Origin of the sequence: Azospirillum sp. SYSU D00513, assembly GCF_017356015.1 — a bacterium.
In the GTDB taxonomy this organism is placed as follows: Bacteria; Pseudomonadota; Alphaproteobacteria; order Azospirillales; family Azospirillaceae; genus Azospirillum.
In genome coordinates this window covers 24,807-42,534 of record NZ_JAFIQV010000009.1, presented here as the reverse complement: position 1 = coordinate 42,534, position 17,728 = coordinate 24,807, and the positions used below count along the sequence as shown (strand labels likewise).

The 17,728-nt window shown below is 69.6% G+C and carries 14 protein-coding genes; 13 read left to right on the top strand and 1 reads right to left on the bottom strand.

Translation table 11 applies throughout. From position 1 onward, the window contains the following. The first annotated feature begins 231 nt into the window (after positions 1 to 231). Entirely contained in the window at positions 232 to 2,832 is a 2,601-nt protein-coding gene (locus JUB11_RS08950) for a DUF3772 domain-containing protein (RefSeq protein WP_247886939.1), read from the top strand. Between the two features lie 29 nt (positions 2,833 to 2,861). Here the strand turns inward: JUB11_RS08950 and JUB11_RS08945 are convergent, their stop codons facing one another. Further along, on the bottom strand, positions 2,862 to 3,944 hold the full coding sequence (locus JUB11_RS08945) for a LacI family DNA-binding transcriptional regulator (protein ID WP_348771395.1): 1,083 nt from the start codon (positions 3,942 to 3,944) through the stop codon (positions 2,862 to 2,864). Between the two features lie 229 nt (positions 3,945 to 4,173). On the opposite strand from JUB11_RS08945, the gene gudD reads away from it, so the two are divergent. The 12 genes from gudD (at position 4,174) to JUB11_RS08885 (ending at position 17,706) form a co-directional block, all read left to right on the top strand. Then, the gene (gudD, locus tag JUB11_RS08940; protein WP_348771394.1) at positions 4,174 to 5,526 is read left to right on the top strand and encodes a glucarate dehydratase; all 1,353 of its coding nucleotides are present in this window, start codon (positions 4,174 to 4,176) and stop codon (positions 5,524 to 5,526) included. 124 nt (positions 5,527 to 5,650) lie between these two features. Continuing rightward, positions 5,651 to 6,541: a 2-hydroxy-3-oxopropionate reductase gene (gene glxR / locus JUB11_RS08935; RefSeq protein WP_207458173.1), complete on the top strand. Its 891-nt coding sequence runs from the start codon at positions 5,651 to 5,653 to the stop codon at positions 6,539 to 6,541. A gap of 21 nt (positions 6,542 to 6,562) precedes the next feature. Then, positions 6,563 to 7,831 carry a glycerate kinase gene (locus tag JUB11_RS08930; protein WP_207458172.1) on the top strand — a complete coding sequence of 423 codons (1,269 nt, stop codon included), beginning with the start codon at positions 6,563 to 6,565 and terminating at the stop codon, positions 7,829 to 7,831. 46 nt (positions 7,832 to 7,877) lie between these two features. Further along, positions 7,878 to 8,648 (top strand): HpcH/HpaI aldolase/citrate lyase family protein, encoded by a 771-nt coding sequence (locus tag JUB11_RS08925; RefSeq protein ID WP_207458171.1) that lies wholly within the window; start codon positions 7,878 to 7,880, stop codon positions 8,646 to 8,648. A gap of 221 nt (positions 8,649 to 8,869) precedes the next feature. Next, positions 8,870 to 9,781: a 5-dehydro-4-deoxyglucarate dehydratase gene (kdgD, locus tag JUB11_RS08920; protein WP_207458170.1), complete on the top strand. Its 912-nt coding sequence runs from the start codon at positions 8,870 to 8,872 to the stop codon at positions 9,779 to 9,781. A gap of 59 nt (positions 9,782 to 9,840) precedes the next feature. Further along, complete coding sequence (locus tag JUB11_RS08915) at positions 9,841 to 11,436, top strand: aldehyde dehydrogenase (NADP(+)) (RefSeq protein ID WP_207458169.1); 1,596 nt, start codon at positions 9,841 to 9,843, stop codon at positions 11,434 to 11,436. A gap of 132 nt (positions 11,437 to 11,568) precedes the next feature. Then, positions 11,569 to 12,288, top strand: a complete 720-nt coding sequence (locus tag JUB11_RS08910) for a FadR/GntR family transcriptional regulator (protein WP_207458168.1) — start codon at positions 11,569 to 11,571, stop codon at positions 12,286 to 12,288. A 228-nt stretch (positions 12,289 to 12,516) separates the two neighbouring features. After that, complete coding sequence (locus tag JUB11_RS08905; protein ID WP_207458167.1) at positions 12,517 to 13,512, top strand: tripartite tricarboxylate transporter substrate binding protein; 996 nt, start codon at positions 12,517 to 12,519, stop codon at positions 13,510 to 13,512. Between the two features lie 5 nt (positions 13,513 to 13,517). After that, the gene (locus tag JUB11_RS08900) at positions 13,518 to 13,982 is read left to right on the top strand and encodes a tripartite tricarboxylate transporter TctB family protein (RefSeq protein WP_207458166.1); all 465 of its coding nucleotides are present in this window, start codon (positions 13,518 to 13,520) and stop codon (positions 13,980 to 13,982) included. 13 nt (positions 13,983 to 13,995) lie between these two features. Beyond that, complete coding sequence (locus JUB11_RS08895) at positions 13,996 to 15,495, top strand: tripartite tricarboxylate transporter permease (RefSeq protein ID WP_207458165.1); 1,500 nt, start codon at positions 13,996 to 13,998, stop codon at positions 15,493 to 15,495. A gap of 158 nt (positions 15,496 to 15,653) precedes the next feature. Then, entirely contained in the window at positions 15,654 to 16,565 is a 912-nt protein-coding gene (kdgD, locus tag JUB11_RS08890) for a 5-dehydro-4-deoxyglucarate dehydratase (RefSeq protein ID WP_207458164.1), read from the top strand. Positions 16,566 to 16,740: 175 nt separating this feature from the next. Next, on the top strand, positions 16,741 to 17,706 hold the full coding sequence (locus tag JUB11_RS08885; protein ID WP_207458163.1) for a tripartite tricarboxylate transporter substrate binding protein: 966 nt from the start codon (positions 16,741 to 16,743) through the stop codon (positions 17,704 to 17,706). Positions 17,707 to 17,728: the final 22 nt, after the last annotated feature.

Sequence of the window (17,728 nt, the reverse complement as noted above, 5' to 3'; positions counted from 1 at the left end):
TTACCGCTTCGGCATGCGAAATCGAGACGTCGCCTGCCGCAAAGGCGCGCGGGATGGGCGGATGGAGCGTCCAGCCATGCTCAAGCTTGATGCCGCGCCTATCATATCGCTGTGACACGGCGTTGCGCGCTTTCCAGCAAGCCTGAACGGCGCTATGGACTGTCCGCTTCGTGCCGCGTCCGGGCGCTCCGCCGGGCACGCCGCTCCACAGCCGAAAGACTTTGGACGTTGATGCTGACCTCCTCCGCCCTCCGCCGCCGGATCGGCTCCGCCCTCCTGGCTGGCCTGCTGCTCGCCGACGTTTCGGCACCGCTGCCGGTCCTGGCCCAGAACGCCGCACCCGCCCAGGCCCAGGCCGAGGCGCAGGACTTCAAGGCCCAGCTCGCGAAGTGGCAGGGCATCCTGAACCGGTCGGCCAGCCGGATCGCCGACGGCGAGCTGGGCAACGAGGAGTATGAGGCGCTGCGCGGCGAGCTGGCCGCCGTGCAGGCGGAGGCGCGCAACGTTGTTGGCGCCGCCGCGGTGGCGCGCGAGACCTCGCAGCGCATGCTCGATTCCGTGGGTCCCGCCCCGGCGGAAGGGCAGCCGGCCGAGGCCGCCCCCGTCGCCGCCGAGCGCAAGCGCCTCCAGCAGGCGCTGTCCGAGGTGGAGGGGCGCACCAAGCAGGCCGAATTGGTCGCCACGCGCGTGGACATCCTGCTGCGCACCGCGGCCGACCAGCGCATGAGCCAGCTGACCGAGCAGATCGTCAAGCGCGGGCCGATGCCGCTGTCGCCGGACAGCTGGGCCGAGCTGCCCGAGCAGGTGGCGCTGGTCCATGACCGCATGGACCGGGCCTTCTCGGTCGTGCTGGCCGGGGACGCCTGGCAGGGGCGGCTCTACGGGCTCGGCGCCCTTGCGGCCTTCCTGTTCCTGGTGGCCTGGCCGGTGCGCCGGGTGCTGCTGCGCCGCTACGGCCACCGCAGCACCGAGGAGCGGCCGAGCTACCGGCAGCGCGTGGGCGCCATGGCGGTGGAGGCCTTCGCCCGCTGCCTGATGCCGGTGGTGCCGAACGTCGTCTTCACCGTGTCGCTGCTGGGGCTGCTGAAGGGCGCGACGGACGTCGGCCCGCTGTCGGCCCTGGTGCTGAGCGTGTCGGGCGGCCTGACCTCCTTCTTCCTGGTCACCGGCGTCGCCCGCGCCACGCTGGCGCCCGAGTATCCGGCCTGGCAGCTCGCCGAGCTGGATCCGGGCAGCGCCCGCAGGCTCGTGCGCCGCATCGGCGTCGCCGCCCTCGGGCTGGCGCTTGCCGGTGCCGGCATCGGCCTGTCCGAGGCGATGTTCACCCCGCCCGAGCTGCGGTCGGTGACCGGCTTCGGCACGATGCTGCTGATCGCCGCGTCACTGCTCGTCCTGCTGCCCGGCAGCCTGTGGGTCGTCGCGCAGGAGACCAAGGCCGACGATTGCGGCTGCCCCACGGACGCGACGGACGCGGCCGAGCTGGCGCCCGCCGCTCCGGCAGCACCCCGCCGCGCTTGGCCGCGGCTGCGCTTCCTGGTCGGGGCGGTGGCGGTGGCGGCCGTCGTCGCCTCGGCGGCGGGCTATCTGGCGCTCGCCGTCTACGCGTCGAAGCTGATGCTGACGGCCATCATCATCGGCGGCGTGCTGCTGGTGGCGCGCGGCATCCTGCGCGAGCTGCTGTGCCTGCTGCTGGAGCGGCGCGAGGGCAGGATCGCCGAGGTCGGCGACATCATCGCCGGCGGCGACAAGGGCCGCCGCCTGCTCGGCCATGCCGGGCGCCTGTCGATCGACGGGCTGCTGCTGGTCGCCGCCGCCTTTGTCCTGCTGCCGCTGACCGGCATGACGCTGTCGGAAATGCGCGGCATGGCGGATTCCTTCCTCGGCGGCATCACGGTCGGCGGGGTGCGCATCGCGCCGGGCGACATCCTGTCGGCCTTCGCGATGCTCGGCGTCCTGATCACCATCACCCGCTTCGTGCAGCGCCAGCTCGACGAGCGTGTGCTGGCGCAGCTCTCCATTGACGACGGCGTGCGCAACTCGATCCGCACGGGCATCGGCTATCTTGGCACGACGGCGGCGGTGCTGGTGTCGGTCGGCACGCTGGGGCTCGACCTGTCGAGCCTCGCCATGATCGCCAGCGCGCTGTCGGTCGGCATCGGCTTCGGCCTGCAGAACGTCGTCAGCAACTTCATCTCCGGCCTGATCATGCTGGTCGAGCGCCCGATCAAGGTCGGCGACTGGGTCGTGGTCAACGGGATGGAGGGCACGGTCCGCCGCATCAGCGTGCGCGCCACCGAGATCCAGACCTTCCAGCGCGCCTCCGTCATCATCCCGAACTCGGAGTTCATCTCCAAGGCGGTCGTGAACTGGACCCTGAAGGACAAGACGACCCGCATCGAGATCAAGGTCGGCGTCTCCTACGACTGCAACGTCCGGCAGGTCTACAACCTGCTGCTGGAGATCGCGCGTGGCCACCATCTGGTGCTGAGCCATCCCGAGCCGGTCGTGATGTTCCGCGAGTTCGGGCCGAGCGCGCTGGAGTTCGAGCTGCGCATCTTCGTGTCCAACACCGACTTCATCCTGCCGGTCCGCAACGAACTGCGCATGCGCATCGTCGAGGAGTTCCGCAAGCGGGACATCCAGATCCCCTTCAACCAGCAGGTCGTCCACATGCCGAAGGTCGAGGCCCTGCTGGAGCAGGTCGCCGCCTCCAGCGTGGTCGCGGGCGCCATCGCTTCCACCATGGCCGCGGGCGCCACGGGTGCGGTGGCCGTGGCCGAGGCGGCGAACGCCGGAGCGGGGCGGCCGGCGGCGCTGGACCCGGTTTCCTGACGTTGTAGCGCCGGGCCTGACCCCGAGGGTCAGGTGCTGGCGCGTTCTATGAGGGTGAAGCCGACGTCGATCACCGGTTCGGCAACGGTTTCGCCCTCGATTCTCGCCAGCATGGCTTCCGCCGCGTGCCGGCCGATGGCCTGGCGGTCGATGCCCACCGTGGAAAGCGCCGGGTGGGTGTGGGCGGAGAAGTCGAGGTTGCCGAAGCCCAGCACGGCGAGGTCGCCCGGAACGGACAGACCGCGCGCCTGGGCTTCCGTCAGGACGCCATGGGCCATGGCGTCGGAACTGCAGAAGACGGCGTCGGGCCGGAAGCCGCCGTCGAGGATGCGGGCCAGGGCCTCGCGGCCCTGGCGCAGGCTGCCGGGGGCGGGGACGCTGCTGGACTCCACCTCCGTGATGCCGTGGGCGGCGAGTGCTGCCACGAAGCCTTTGCGCCGCTTCAGCGCGCGCTCGTCGCTCGCCCCCACCAGACCGAAGCGGCGGTAGCCTTTCCCAACGAGATGGTCCGCGACCGCCCGGCCCACCTTCTCGTGCGAGAAGCCGATCAGCAGGTCGATGGGGGTGGGGGTGAGGTCCCAGGTCTCCACCACGGGGATCTTCGCGGCCAGCAGCCGCCGGCGCGTTTCCGGCGAATGGTTGATGCCGGTCAGCAGGATGCCGTCCGGGCGCCGGCTGAGGATCGCGGCGAGCAGGTCGTCCTCCCGCGCCGCCGGGTAGCCGGACAGGCCGAGCAGAACCTGATAGCCCGCCTCGCCCAGCCGGTCGGTCAGGGCCTCGATCGCCTCCGCGAAGATGGAATGCGAGATGGTCGGGACCAGCGCCGCGACGAGGCGGCTGCGACGCGAGGCGAGCCCGCCGGCCAGCAGGTTCGGGACATAGCCGGTGCGGGCGATGGCCTCGCGGACCACCTCGATGGTGTCGGCGGTCACCAACTCCGGCCGGTTCAGCACGCGCGACACGGTGATGGGCGAGACGCCCGCCAGCCTCGCCACGTCGTCCAGCGTGACGCTGCCCGACGAGCGCGCCGACGCGCGTCCGCCCTCGGCGCCGGCCGCCTGGGGCCGGGCGGCGCCCCGGCGGCGGCCGGGTGGGGGATCGGTATGACTCACGGTTCGGCCTGGGCTTGAGAGCGGGACTGCGTCAGAGCGGGGCTGCGTCACGACAGCGCTATCATAGCAGCCCCCTATCCGAACGGGCAACTGCGTCCTATGCCAACAAAAGTCTTTGCAAGCTGGCCCTGACAGCGCTAACATTTCTGCTGACAGCGCTATCATGACGCCGCGCGGACGGCGTGACCGGGGCCGAGGCAAACCCGCTCCGGGGACCAGGAGACAAACCGTGACCGAACCGACGACCAAGGCCTACAGCGGCGCCCCCACCGTGACCGAGATGCTGGTCATCCCGGTGGCCGGGCAGGACAGCATGCTGCTGAACCTCAGCGGCGCGCACGCGCCCTTCTTCACGCGCAACATCGTGATCCTGCGCGACAACGCCGGCCACACCGGCGTCGGCGAGGTGCCGGGCGGCGAGAAAATCCGCCAGACCTTGGAGGACGCGCGCCCGCTGGTCGTCGGCCAGACGCTGGGCCGCTACAACAACATCCTCAACGCGGTGCGCAAAAGCTTCGCCGACCGCGATTCCGGCGGGCGCGGCCTCCAGACCTTCGACCTGCGCACGACCATCCATGTCGTGACGGCGCTGGAATCGGCGCTGCTCGACCTGCTCGGCCAGACGCTGGAGGTGCCGGTCGCGGCCTTGCTGGGCGAGGGGCAGCAGCGCGACGCGGTGGAGATGCTGGGCTACCTGTTCTACGTCGGCGACCGCAGGAAGACCGACCTGCCGTACCGGGCCGAGCCCGACGCCGGAGACGACTGGTTCCGCTTGCGCAACGAGGAGGCGCTGACGCCCGAGACGGTGGTGCGGCTGGCCGAGGCCGCGCACGAGCGCTACGGCTTCAACGACTTCAAGCTGAAGGGCGGCGTGCTGCGCGGCGAGGAGGAGATCGAGGCGGTCACCGCCCTGAAGCGCCGCTACCCGAACGCGCGCATCACGCTCGACCCCAACGGCGGCTGGTCGCTGGAGGAGGCGATCCGCCTGTGCAAGGGCAAGGGCGACGTGCTGGCCTACGCCGAGGATCCCTGCGGCGCCGAGAACGGCTATTCGGGCCGCGAGGTGATGGCGGAGTTCCGCCGCGCCACCGGCCTGCCGACCGCCACCAACATGATCGCCACCGACTGGCGGCAGATGGGCCACGCGGTCCAGCTCCAGTCCGTGGACATACCGCTGGCCGACCCGCATTTCTGGACGATGCAGGGCTCCGTCCGCGTCGCGCAGATGTGCAACGACTGGGGCCTGACCTGGGGGTCGCACTCGAACAACCATTTCGACATCTCACTGGCGATGTTCACCCACGTCGCCGCCGCCGCCCCCGGCCGGATCACCGCCATCGACACCCATTGGATCTGGCAGGACGGCCAGCGCCTGACCAGGGAGCCGTTCCAGATCAAGGGCGGGCTCGTCGCCGTGCCGGAGAAGGGCGGCCTCGGCGTCGAGCTGGACATGGCCGAGGTCGAGAAGGCGCACGCGCTCTACAAGGAGCACGGGCTGGGTGCCCGCGACGACGCCATCGCCATGCAGTACCTGATCCCAGGCTGGAAGTTCGACAACAAGCGCCCCTGCCTGGTCCGCTGATCGCCGGACGGGAGGCCGAAGGAGGAAACACGGACGGGCGGGCGGGCCGGTGAGCGGTCCGCCCGTCCGTGCCGGAAACCACGGTCCGGACCAGCGTGCGGGCCGAAAGAGAAGGGAACGGAACATGAGCAAGCTTGGATTCATCGGGCTCGGGATCATGGGCGCGCCGATGGCGGGCCATCTTCTGGCCGCCGGCCACGACCTCTTCGTCAGCACGAGCCGGTCAGTTCCGGAAGCGCTGATCGCCGGCGGAGCCAAGCTGCTCCCGACCGCCCGGGACATCGCCGAGAAGTCCGACATCGTCTTCATCATGGTCCCGGACACGCCCGACGTCGAAAAGGTCCTCTTCGCCCCCGGCGGAGTCGCCGAGGGGCTGAGCGCCGGCAAGACCGTGGTGGACATGAGCTCCATCTCGCCGGTCGCGACGAAGGGCTTCGCGGAGCGCATCAACGCGCTCGGCTGCGATTACCTGGACGCGCCGGTGTCCGGTGGCGAGGTCGGCGCCAAGGCGGCTTCGCTCACCATCATGGTTGGCGGCCCCGAGGCCGCCTTCGAGCGCGTCAAGCCGCTGTTCGCGCTGATGGGCAAGAACATCACGCTGGTCGGCGGCAACGGCGACGGCCAGACCACGAAGGTCGCCAACCAGATCATCGTCGCCCTGACGATCGAGGCGGTCGGCGAGGCCCTGCTGTTCGCCGCGAAGGCCGGCGCCGATCCGGCCAAGGTGCGCCAGGCGCTGATGGGCGGCTTCGCATCGTCGCGCATCCTGGAGGTGCACGGCGAGCGCATGGTGAAGCGCACGTTCGATCCCGGCTTCCGCATCGAGCTGCACCAGAAGGACTTGAATCTGGCCCTTTCCACCGCCCGTTCGCTCGGCGTCTCGCTGCCGAACACCGCCACCTGCCAGGAACTGTTCAACGCCTGTGCCGCCCATGGCGGCAAGGGCTGGGACCATTCGGCCATGGTCCGCGCCCTGGAGACCATGGCCAACTTCGAGATCGGCCAGACCGCCTGACCGGCGGCGGGAGGGCAGGGGATGACCATGGACCCGCGCGACCTGCTGCGCCGGATGTTCGACGCCGCCGTGGCCGCCGTGCAGCCGGCTCATTGCGTTCCCCCGCACCTGCCGGCCCCGCCGAAAGGGCGCCTGATCGTGATCGGGGCGGGCAAGGCGTCGGCGGCGATGGCGAGAGCGGTCGAGGAACATTGGCCGGGACCGCTGTCCGGGCTGGTGGTCACGCGCTATGGCCATGCGGTTGCCTGTGATCGCATCGAGGTCGTCGAGGCCGCCCACCCCGTGCCTGATGCGGCGGGGCTGGCGGCGACGGCGCGCATCCTGGAGCTGGCGCGCGGCCTTACGCCCGACGATCTCGTGCTCTTCCTGATCTCGGGCGGCGGATCGGCCCTGCTGGCGGCGCCCCTGGAGGGGCTGAATCTCGAAGACGAGCAGGCGGTCAACCGTGCCCTGCTGGCGTCCGGCGCCTCCATCGGTGAGATGAACTGCGTGCGCCGGCACCTGTCCGCCGTGAAGGGCGGCCGGCTGGCGGCGGCGTGCCACCCCGCCAGAATGCTCACGCTTCTGATGTCCGACGTGCCGGGCGACGGCCCGGCCGACATCGCCTCCGGCCCGACGGTGGCCGACCCCACGACCGGCGCCGATGCGCTGGCGATCCTCAGGCGCTACAGTGTCGGGGTTCCGCCGGCGGTGACGGCGCTGTTGGAGAGCGGACGGGGTGAAAGCGTCAAACCCGGTGATCCACGCCTGGCTTCCTGCGAGACCCGCGTGATCGCCACGCCGCTGATGGCCCTGGAGGCCGCCGCGGACGTGGCGCGCGAGGCCGGGCTGGAGGCTCACATCCTCGGCGATGCGCTGGAGGGGGAGGCCCGCGAGGTCGGCAAGGTGCTGGCGGGAATGGCGTCGCATGCCGCGCGGCACGGGCAGCCCTTTGCCACCCCTTGCGTGTTGCTGTCGGGCGGGGAGACGACGGTGACGGTCAGGGGCCGTGGACGGGGAGGGCGCAACGTGGAATGTCTTCTCGCGCTCGGCGTGGCCCTGAACGGTCTGCCGGGCGTGCACGCGCTGGCGGCGGACACAGACGGAGCGGACGGACAGGAGGAGGTCGCCGGCGCCTTCCTCGGTCCCGGCAGCCTGGCGCGTGCCAGGGACCTCGGCCTCAACGCGTTGGGCATGCTGGAGGACAACGATGCCCATGCCTTCTTCGAGGCGCTGGACGACCGGCTGGTGACGGGGCCGACGCTTACCAACGTCAATGATTTCCGCGCGATCCTCATCGGCGCGCGATGAAAACGGCCAACAAGACGATAACGAACAGACAAAAGAGGAAACGTCCATGGACATCATGAAGAACAGCTTCAAGCACGCCATTGAATCCGGGCGGACGCAGATCGGATTCTGGTCGATCCTGTCGAGCAACGTCACGGTGGAGATCCTGGCCGGGGCCGGTTTCGACTGGCTGGTGCTTGACACCGAACACGCGCCGAACGAGCTGCCGATGGTCTACAGCCAGCTTCAGGCGATGATGGGCGGCACGGCCCACCCGGTCGTCCGGGTGCCCTGGAACGACATGGTGACGATCAAGCGCTACCTGGACATCGGGGTGCAGTCCCTGCTGATTCCCTCCGTGGAGACGGCGGAGGAGGCGCGCGACGCCGTGTCCTTCACACGCTATCCGCCGAAGGGCGTGCGCGGCTTCTCGGCGGCGCCGCGCGCCTCGCAGTTCGCGCGGGTCAAGAACTACGCGCAGGTCTATGAGCAGGAGCTGGCGGTCCTCGTGCAGATCGAGACGCGCCGCGGTCTCGAGAACATCGAGGCCATCGCGGCGGTGGAGGGCGTCACCGGCCTGTTCATCGGCCCCGGCGACCTGTCGGCGGCACTCGGCCATGTCGGCGATCTCAAGCATCCGGAGGTGCTGGAGGCGATCGAGGACGCCATCAAGCGCATCCTGGCCTGCGGCAAGCCCGCCGGCATCCTGACCGGCGACGAGACGCTCGCCCGCCGCTACCTCGAGATGGGCTGCACCTACGTCGCGGTCGGGTCCGACCAGGCACTGCTCGCCCGCGGCACCGAACAGCTCGCGGCGAAGTTCAAGAACCGCTCCTGACCGGGGAAACCCCAAGCAAAACAGACGGGCAAGCAGGGCGCTCCCCGGCATCCACGACCCCGCCGCCTGTCCTCTCCGCAGGCAGGCGGCGGGGCTGCGCGGCGATGTCCGGGCACGGACGGCAGGGCCACAAGCCCACTTGTATGATGACTGATATCATTATAGAGAGTGGGACAGATCCCCGCGCCCGTTGAGGGGCGCACGTGACGAGGAAGACCCCCATGGAGCCGAATGCCCTCAAGGCCGTGATCAGCCAAGGCCTGCTCTCGTTCCCGCTCACCGACTTCACCGCCGATGGTGCTTTCGAGCCGAAGGGCTACGCCAAGCGACTGGAGTGGCTGAAGCCCTATGGCGCGTCCGCGCTGTTCGCCGCCGGCGGCACGGGCGAGCTGTTCTCGCTGACGCCGGACGAGCACAAGGACGTGGTGAAGCTGGCCGTCGAGGTCTGCCGCGACGACACGCCGATCATCGCCGGCGTCGGCTACTCCACGCGCATCGCCGTCGAGCTGGCGCAAGCCTCCGAGCGCGCCGGGGCGGCGGGCATCCTGGTTCTGCCGCACTACCTGACCGAGGCCGACCAGGCCGGTGTCGCGGCGCATGTGGAGGAGATCTGCCGTTCGGTGAAGATCGGCGTGATCATCTACAACCGCGCGGTCTGCAAGCTCGGCCCCGACGCCCTGGCGCGCCTGGCCGAGCGCTGCCCGAACCTGATCGGCTTCAAGGACGGGCTTGGCGACATCGAGCTGATGACGACGATCCGCCGGAAGATGGGCGACCGCTTCGCCTACTTGGGCGGTCTGCCGACGGCGGAGGTGTATGCGCCGGCCTACCGGGCCATCGGCGTTCCGGTCTACTCGTCGGCGGTGTTCAACTTCATTCCGCGGACGGCGATGGAGTTCTACCATGCGCTCTCGGCGGGCGACACGGCGACGACGGACCGTCTGATCGACGAGTTCTTCCTGCCTTACCTTGCGATCCGCAACCGGCGCGCCGGCTATGCGGTGAGCATCGTCAAGGCGGGTGCGACGGTGGTCGGCCATTCCGCCGGCCCGGTGCGCGCCCCGCTGGTGGACTGCACGCCGCAGGAGCATGAGGAACTGCGCGCCCTCATCGAAAAGCTCGGCCCGCAGTAAATTACGACACAGTAATGCCGCCTCCCCCGAAGTCCGAAGCCCATTCCAAGGAGCCCGCCTTGCCCATCACCGGTGACATGCTGATCGGCGCCGCCGCAGTCCGCGGCCGTGAAACCGAGTTCCACGCGGTGAACCCCGCGACCGGCGAGAGGATGGAGCCGGCCTTCGGCGGCGGCGGCGAGGCCGAGGTGAACCGCGCCTGCGAGCTGGCCTGGGCCGCCTTCGACAGCTACCGCGAAACCAGCCCCGACGACCGCGCCCGCTTCCTGGAAACCGCCGCCCAGAAAATCCTGGACCTCGGCGACGAACTGGTCGAGCGCGCCTCGGCCGAGAGCGGCCTGCCGCGCGCCCGCATCGAGGGCGAGCGCGCCCGCACGGTGGGGCAGCTGCGCCTCTTCGCCGAGGCGCTGCGCGAGGGCAACTGGGTGGAGGCGCGCTTCGACACGCCGCTGCCCGAGCGCAAGCCGCTGCCCCGCGCCGATCTGCGCCAGCGTCACATCGCCGTCGGCCCGGTCGCCGTCTTCGGCGCCAGCAACTTCCCACTCGCCTTCTCCGTCGCCGGCGGCGACACGGCCTCGGCGCTGGCCGCCGGCTGCCCGGTGGTGGTGAAGGCCCATTCGGCCCATCCCGGCACGTCGGAACTGGTCGGGCGCGCCGTGCAGGCGGCGGTGAAGGAATGCGGTCTGCCGGAGGGCGTCTTCTCGATGCTGTTCGGCTCGGGCAGCCGGATCGGCACGACGCTGGTCGCGCACCCGCACATCAAGTCGGTGGGCTTCACCGGCTCGCGCCGGGGCGGCACCGCGCTGATGGAGGTGGCTGCCTCGCGCCGCGAGCCCATCCCGGTCTATGCCGAGATGAGCAGCATCAACCCCTTCTTCGTCATGCCGGCGGCACTGGCGAGCCGCGCCGAGGCCATCGGCAAGGGTTTCATCGCCTCGCTCGCCATGGGTGCCGGGCAGTTCTGCACCAACCCCGGCCTCGTGCTGGTGGTGGACGGGCCGGGTCTGGACGAGTTCCTCACATCGGCCACCACCGCGCTGGGCGCCACGCCCGCGGCGACGATGCTGACGCCGGGCATCCACGCCGCCTATTCCGCCGGGCTTGAGAAGCTCGCCGCCAACCCGAAGGTGACGGAGTTGGGCCGTGGTGCGTCCTGCAACGGCCCGCACCAGTGCCAGGCGGCGGTGTTCGTGACGGATGCCGAAAGCTTCCTGTCGGACCCGAGCCTTGAGGAGGAGAATTTTGGCTCCTCCTCGCTGGTGATCCGCTGCCCGGACATCGCGGCGATGCGGCGCGTGGCCGAGCATCTGGAAGGGCAGCTCACCGCGACCGTGCACATGGAGGAGGCGGACACCGAAGAGGTGCGCGCTCTGCTGCCGACGCTGGAGCGCCGGGCGGGCCGCATCCTGGTGAACGGCTATCCGACGGGCGTGGAGGTCGGCCACGCCATGGTGCATGGCGGCCCCTACCCGGCCACCTCGGACAGCCGCACCACCTCGGTCGGCACGCTGGCGATCCGCCGCTTCCTGCGCCCGGTCTGCTACCAGGACCTGCCCCAGACGCTCCTGCCCGAGGCTCTGCGCGACGGCAACCCGCTGAAGCTCTGGCGCCTCGTGGACGGAAAACTCGTGGACGGAAAGCTCTCCCGCGACTGAAGGAACCGTCGGGCCATACCGGCGTAAGTCTGGCCACACTTGTTTTCTTGTCGGACAAGGTTGGGCGGTGTTACAGTCCCGGATTGTGCGCGGGGCTGACGGCTCCGGTCGCCGGAGACGAGAGGACGCCCCATGGTAGCGCTGAAGCGCCGGGACACGCTGGCAAAGCAGCTGGTCGACGCCATCGCCGAGCGGATTGCCCGCGGCGAGTACAAGAGCGGCGAGAAGCTGCCGAGCGAGCAGGAATTCATCGACGAGTTCGGCGTCAGCCGCACCGTGGTGCGGGAGGCCATCGCCAACCTGAAGGCGGTCGGCATGGTGTCCACCCAGCAGGGCGTCGGCGCCTTCGTGCTGCGGGGCGCCGCCGTGCAGCCCTTCCGGATCGACGCCTCGACCCTGGAGCTGGTGAACGAGGCCGTCTCCGTGCTGGAGGTCCGTATCAGCCTGGAGTCGGAGGCCGCCTATCTGGCCGCCATCCGCCGCGACGAAACCCATCTGGCGAAGATGCGCGCCGCCATGGCCGCGATGGCCGCCGCGATCGAGGCGGGGGAGGATGCCGTGGAAAGCGACCTCGCCTTTCACGGCGCCATCGCCGAGGCGACGGGAAACAGGCATTTCCTGGCGCTCTTCACCTATCTCGGCACGCTGCTGATTCCGCGCGCGCGCGTGCCGAACGCCCACCTGCAAGGGGCCTCGCGCCAGGAGTACCTGACGCGCATCAACCAGGAGCACGCGGCGATCCATTCCGCCATCGAGCGGCAGGATCCGGAGGGCGCGCGCGCCGCCATCCGCCTGCACCTGAACGGCAGTCGGGAACGGCTGCGCGCCAGTGGCGACACCAAAGTCAAATGAATCAGGGCCAAATGAACCAGGACGAATGAAAAGGTGCGGCCTCCTGATTGTGGGCAACCCCCACGTTTCGCCTTGTATGATGACTGATGTCGTGATACAGCCGTAGGACATGATTTCGCCGGAAAAGGGGGTGCTTAGCCGCCGGTCCGGCCGGGTCACCGCCGCGTGGAAAGCCGCCCGGAACAAGGGCATGCCGCGCAAAAGAACGATGCTTGGGGAGGAAATCCAATGAACCGCCGCACCCTTCTTCTGTCCGCCGCCTTCGGCCTTGCCTTCTCGCTGGCGGGCGGCCTCGTGCCGGGCCTGCAGGGCCGGGCCGAGGCGCAGAATTTCGAGCGCCCCGTGCGCCTGATCGTGCCCTTCGCGCCGGGCGGCACCTCGGACATCCTGGCCCGGCTGATCGGTCCGAAGCTGTCGGAGGCCATCGGCCAGCCGGTCGTGATCGAGAACAAGCCGGGTGCCGGCGGCAACATCGGCGCCGACCTCGTCGCCAAGGCGCCCAAGGACGGCCACACGCTGCTTCTGGTGGATGTCGGCAACCTCGCCACCTCGCCCAGCCTGTTCAGCAGCCTGACCTACGACGTGCAGAAGGATCTGGCGCCGGTCAGCATGGTGATGTTCGCCCCCTACGTCATGGCGGTCCACCCGTCCGTTCCGGCGAAGAACTTCCAGGAGCTGGCCGCCTACGGCAAGGCCAACCCGGGCAAGCTGGCGGTCGGCAACGCGGGCGTGGGTGCCGTCAACCACATCACCGGCATCCTCGTCGGCAAGGGCGCCGGCATCGAATGGAAGGCCATTCCCTACAAGGGCGGTGCGGCGGCGACGCGCGCCGTCGTGGCGGGCGAGAGCAACGTCATCATCAACGGCGCCACGGCGACGCAGAGCTTCATCACCAACGGCCAGCTCCAGGGCATCGCCGTGACCGGCGACAAGCGCATGGCGAGCCTGCCCGACCTGCCGACCTTCAAGGAGCTGGGCCTCCCGGCGGCCGACGCCGGCACCTGGCAGGGCGTCCTGACCACAGCAGGCACCCCGCCGGCCATGGTCGAGCGGCTGAACAAGGAGATCCACAAGATCCTCGCGGCTCCGGACATGCAGCAGAAGATCCAGGACCAGGGCGGCGAGGTGCGCGTCAACACGCCGGCCGAGTTCACCCGCTGGATGGACGAGAGCATCGCCTTCTGGGGCGGCGCCATCCGCGACGCCGGCATCAAGGTCGAGTAAGGGCGATGCGGCCCCGGACGCCGTTCAGGAACGGCATCGACGCACAGGAGCTTCTCTTCGGGCTCTTCCTCGTGGCGCTGTCGGGCGTCGCCTTCTGGCAGACGTCCCGGCTCGCCGCCGGCACCGCCGCCGACATGGGGCCGGGCTTCGTGCCGCGGGTCATCGCCTGGACGATCCTGGGCTTCGGGGCCTTCTTCGTCCTGCGCGCCGGGATCCTGCCCCGGCGGGCGCTGCCGGCCATAAGCCTGCGCCCGCTGGTGGCGGTGCTGGGGGCGGTGGCGACCTTCGCGCTGGTCCTGCCGGCGCTGGGGCTGGTCGCCGCCTCGCTGGCGGCCATCCTCATCGGCGGTGCGGCGGCCCCCGGCGGGCGCCTGCTCGGCACGCTGCTCTTCGCCGCCGTGCTGACCGCGCTGACGGTCCTTCTCTTCGTGACGGCGCTGTCGCTGCCCGTCGCGATCTGGCCCTGGTGAGGGGGCGGGCGCCATGGAACTGCTTGGAAACCTCGCCTTCGGCCTCGCCACGGCCATGCAGCCGTCGAACCTGATGTTCTGCTTCACCGGCGCGCTGATCGGCACGCTGGTGGGGGTGCTGCCGGGGCTCGGCCCCATGACGACGGTGGCGCTGCTGCTGCCCTTCACCTTCGGGCTGACGCCGGAAGCAGCGCTCATCATGCTGGCCGGCATCTTCTACGGGGCGCAGTACGGCGGATCGACCACCGCCATCCTGGTCAACATGCCGGGCGAGACCTCCTCGGTCGTGACCTGCCTGGACGGCTACCAGCTCGCCCGCAAGGGCAGGGCGGGGCCGGCGCTCGCCATGGCGGCCATCGCCTCCTTCTTCGCGGGCACGGTGGCGACGCTGGTGATCGCGCTGCTGAGCGGACCGATGGCGGCGCTCGCGCTCAAATTCACGGCGGCCGAGTATTTCAGCCTGCTGATCGTCGGGCTGATCGCCGCCGTCGTGCTGGCCCACGGCTCGGCGGTCAAGGCCGTGGCGATGATCGTCATCGGGGTGCTGCTGGGGCTCGTCGGCATCGACGTGAATTCCGGCGTGCCGCGCATGACCTTCGGCCTGCCGGAGCTGGCGGACGGCATCGGCTTCGTGCCGGTGGTCATGGGTCTGTTCGGGCTGGCCGAGATCGCCTCCAACCTGGAGAAGCCGCAGGACCGCACTCTGCTGACCCAGAAGATCACCGGTCTGATGCCGACCGGCCGGGATTTGCGCCAGGGCTTCCCGGCGATGCTGCGCGGCACGGTGCTGGGATCGCTGCTGGGCGTGCTGCCGGGCGGGGGCGCGGCTTTGCCGCCCTTTGCGGCCTACGCGCTCGAGAAGCGGGTGGCGCGCGACCCGTCGCGCTTCGGCAAGGGCGCCATCGAGGGCGTCGCCGGGCCGGAGGCGGCCAACAACGCCGGCGCCCAGACCAGCTTCATCCCGATGCTGACGCTGGGCATCCCGTCCAACCCCCTGATGGCGCTGATGATCGGCGCGTTGATGATCCAGGGCATCCAGCCCGGCCCGCAGATCATGACCGAGCAGCCGGCGCTTTTCTGGGGCGTGGTCGCCAGCATGTGGACCGGCAACCTCATGCTGCTGGTCATCAACCTGCCGCTGATCGGGCTGTGGGTCAGCATGCTGAAGATTCCCTACCGCATGCTGTTCCCGGCGATCATCCTGTTCTGCTGCATCGGCGCCTACAGCGTGAACAACAGCGTCTTCGACATCTGGGTGATGCTGGGCTCCGCATTGATCGGCTACTTCTTCATCAAGGTCGGGGTGGAGCCGGCGCCGCTGGTGCTGGGCTTCGTGCTCGGCCCGATGCTGGAGGAGAATTTCCGCCGGGCGATGATGATCGCGGACGGCGACCTCGCGGTCTTCGTGACCCGCCCGATCAGCGCGGCCCTGCTGGCCGTTGCCGTGGCCCTGCTGGTGGCGCTCGTCTCGCCGAGCCTGCGCCGCAAGCGGGAGGTCGCCTTCGCGGAGTGATGGCGGGGGAGCGGTTGCCGCTCCTCCCCCGCCGGCGAGCGGAGGGCAAAAACCGTCCGTTCGCGCCACAAAGCATCTTGTATGATGACTGATATCATTATAAACATGTGGACAGACCCCCGCGCCCGCTGAGAGGCGCGCCTGACGAGGAAGACCCCATGGAGCCGAATGCCCTCAAGGCCGTGATCAGCCAAGGCCTGCTCTCGTTCCCGCTCACCGACTTCACCGCCGATGGCGCCTTCGAGCCGAAGGGCTACGCCAGGCGCCTGGAGTGGCTGAAGCCCTATGGCGCGTCCGCGCTGTTCGCCGCTGGCGGCACGGGCGAGCTGTTCTCGCTGACGCCCGACGAGCACAAGGACGTGGTGAAGCTGGCCGTCGAGGTCTGCCGCGACGACACGCCGATCATCGCCGGCGTCGGCTACTCCACGCGCATCGCCGTCGAGCTGGCGCAAGCCTCCGAGCGCGCCGGGGCGGCCGGCATCCTGGTGCTGCCGCACTACCTGACCGAGGCCGACCAGGCCGGTGTCGCGGCGCATGTGGAGGAGATCTGCCGCTCGGTGAAGATCGGCGTGATCATCTACAACCGCGCGGTCTGCAAGCTCGGCCCCGACGCCCTGGCGCGCCTGGCCGAGCGCTGCCCGAACCTGATCGGCTTCAAGGACGGGCTTGGCGACATCGAGCTGATGACGACGATCCGCCGGAAGATGGGCGACCGCTTCGCCTACTTGGGCGGTCTGCCGACGGCGGAGGTGTATGCGCCGGCCTACCGGGCCATCGGCGTTCCGGTCTACTCGTCGGCGGTGTTCAACTTCATTCCGCGGACGGCGATGGAGTTCTACCATGCGCTCTCGGCGGGCGACACGGCGACGACGGACCGTCTGATCGACGAGTTCTTCCTGCCTTACCTTGCGATCCGCAATCGGCGCGCCGGCTATGCGGTGAGCATCGTCAAGGCGGGTGCCACGGTGGTCGGCCATTCCGCCGGCCCGGTGCGCGCCCCACTGGTGGACTGCACGCCGCAGGAGCATGAGGAGCTGCGCGCCCTCATCGAAAAGCTCGGCCCGCAGTAAAAAGGGCCTCAGTATGAACCGGGCTGCGGCAAGGCCCGGCTTCGGCCAAGATCCTTGGGCCAAGAATCTTTTGCCAAGATCAGGGGGCCGGAACGAACCGGCCCCGCGCATGTGGCGGGAAAAGCGGCGGAAGACCGTGATCCACGCAGGAACAATCCAGAATCCAGGAGGAAACATGAAGACCCTCAAGCTTCTCGGCGCCGTCTGCCTCGGCCTCGCGCTGGCCTCGCCGGCCCAGGCCGCCTTCCCGGAGAAGCCGATCACGATGATCGTGCCCTTCCCGGCGGGCGGCGCGTCGGACAACACCGCGCGCATCATCGGCCAGAAGATGGCGGAGACGCTCGGCCAGCCGGTCGTGGTCGAGAACCGTCCGGGCGCCACCGGCGCCATCGGCGCCACGCTGGTCGCCCAGGCCAAGCCGGACGGCTACACGCTGCTGGTCGCCTCCATCGGCACCTATTCGATCATCCCCTACCTGCAGCCGGGCCTGAAATACGATCCGACGAAGGACTTCGACCCGCTGACCGTCGCCGTGCGGACCCCGAACGTGCTGGTCACCAACCCGAACTTCCCGGCCAACTCGGTCGCCGAGTTCCTGGACTACCTGAAGAAGAACCCGGACAAGGTCACCTTCGCCTCCTCGGGCGCCGGCTCGTCCGACCACCTGACGGCAGCACTCTTCTGGCAGAAGACCGGCACCACGGGCCTGCATGTTCCCTACAAGGGCGGCGCTCCCGCCATCTCCGACCTGATCGGCGGCCACGCCGATGCCTCCTTCCAGAACCAGGGCTCGGTCGCGACCCAGATCAAGGCGGGCAAGCTGAAGCTGCTGGGCGTCACGGCCGACAAGCGGACCGAAACCTTCCCGGACACGCCGACCATGGCCGAAGCCGGCATCAAGGACATGGCGGTCTATTCCTGGCAGGCGGTCGCCGCACCCAAGGGGCTGCCCGCGGACGTGAAGTCCAAGCTGTCCGATGCCCTGTCCAAGGCGCTGAACGACGCCGAGGTGCAGGCCCGCTTCAAGGACATGGGCTTCGAGGTCGTGAACAACACCAGCGCCGAGTTCGCCGATTTCCTCGCCAAGGAAAACGCGCGCTGGAAGCAGGTCGTCCAGACCGGCAACATCACGGCCGAGTGACGAAGCATGGAGGCGGCCGGCC

What these genes read in the sequence shown, in the direction of transcription:
- JUB11_RS08950 (WP_247886939.1), top strand. Translation starts at nt 232, where the DNA reads ATGCTGACCTCCTCCGCCCTCCGCCGCCGGATCGGCTCCGCCCTCCTG.
- glxR (WP_207458173.1), top strand. Translation starts at nt 5,651, where the DNA reads ATGAGCAAGCTTGGATTCATCGGGCTCGGGATCATGGGCGCGCCGATG.
- JUB11_RS08930 (WP_207458172.1), top strand. Translation starts at nt 6,563, where the DNA reads ATGACCATGGACCCGCGCGACCTGCTGCGCCGGATGTTCGACGCCGCC.
- JUB11_RS08925 (WP_207458171.1), top strand. Translation starts at nt 7,878, where the DNA reads ATGGACATCATGAAGAACAGCTTCAAGCACGCCATTGAATCCGGGCGG.
- kdgD (WP_207458170.1), top strand. Translation starts at nt 8,870, where the DNA reads ATGGAGCCGAATGCCCTCAAGGCCGTGATCAGCCAAGGCCTGCTCTCG.
- JUB11_RS08910 (WP_207458168.1), top strand. Translation starts at nt 11,569, where the DNA reads ATGGTAGCGCTGAAGCGCCGGGACACGCTGGCAAAGCAGCTGGTCGAC.
- JUB11_RS08905 (WP_207458167.1), top strand. Translation starts at nt 12,517, where the DNA reads ATGAACCGCCGCACCCTTCTTCTGTCCGCCGCCTTCGGCCTTGCCTTC.
- JUB11_RS08900 (WP_207458166.1), top strand. Translation starts at nt 13,518, where the DNA reads ATGCGGCCCCGGACGCCGTTCAGGAACGGCATCGACGCACAGGAGCTT.
- JUB11_RS08895 (WP_207458165.1), top strand. Translation starts at nt 13,996, where the DNA reads ATGGAACTGCTTGGAAACCTCGCCTTCGGCCTCGCCACGGCCATGCAG.
- kdgD (WP_207458164.1), top strand. Translation starts at nt 15,654, where the DNA reads ATGGAGCCGAATGCCCTCAAGGCCGTGATCAGCCAAGGCCTGCTCTCG.
- JUB11_RS08885 (WP_207458163.1), top strand. Translation starts at nt 16,741, where the DNA reads ATGAAGACCCTCAAGCTTCTCGGCGCCGTCTGCCTCGGCCTCGCGCTG.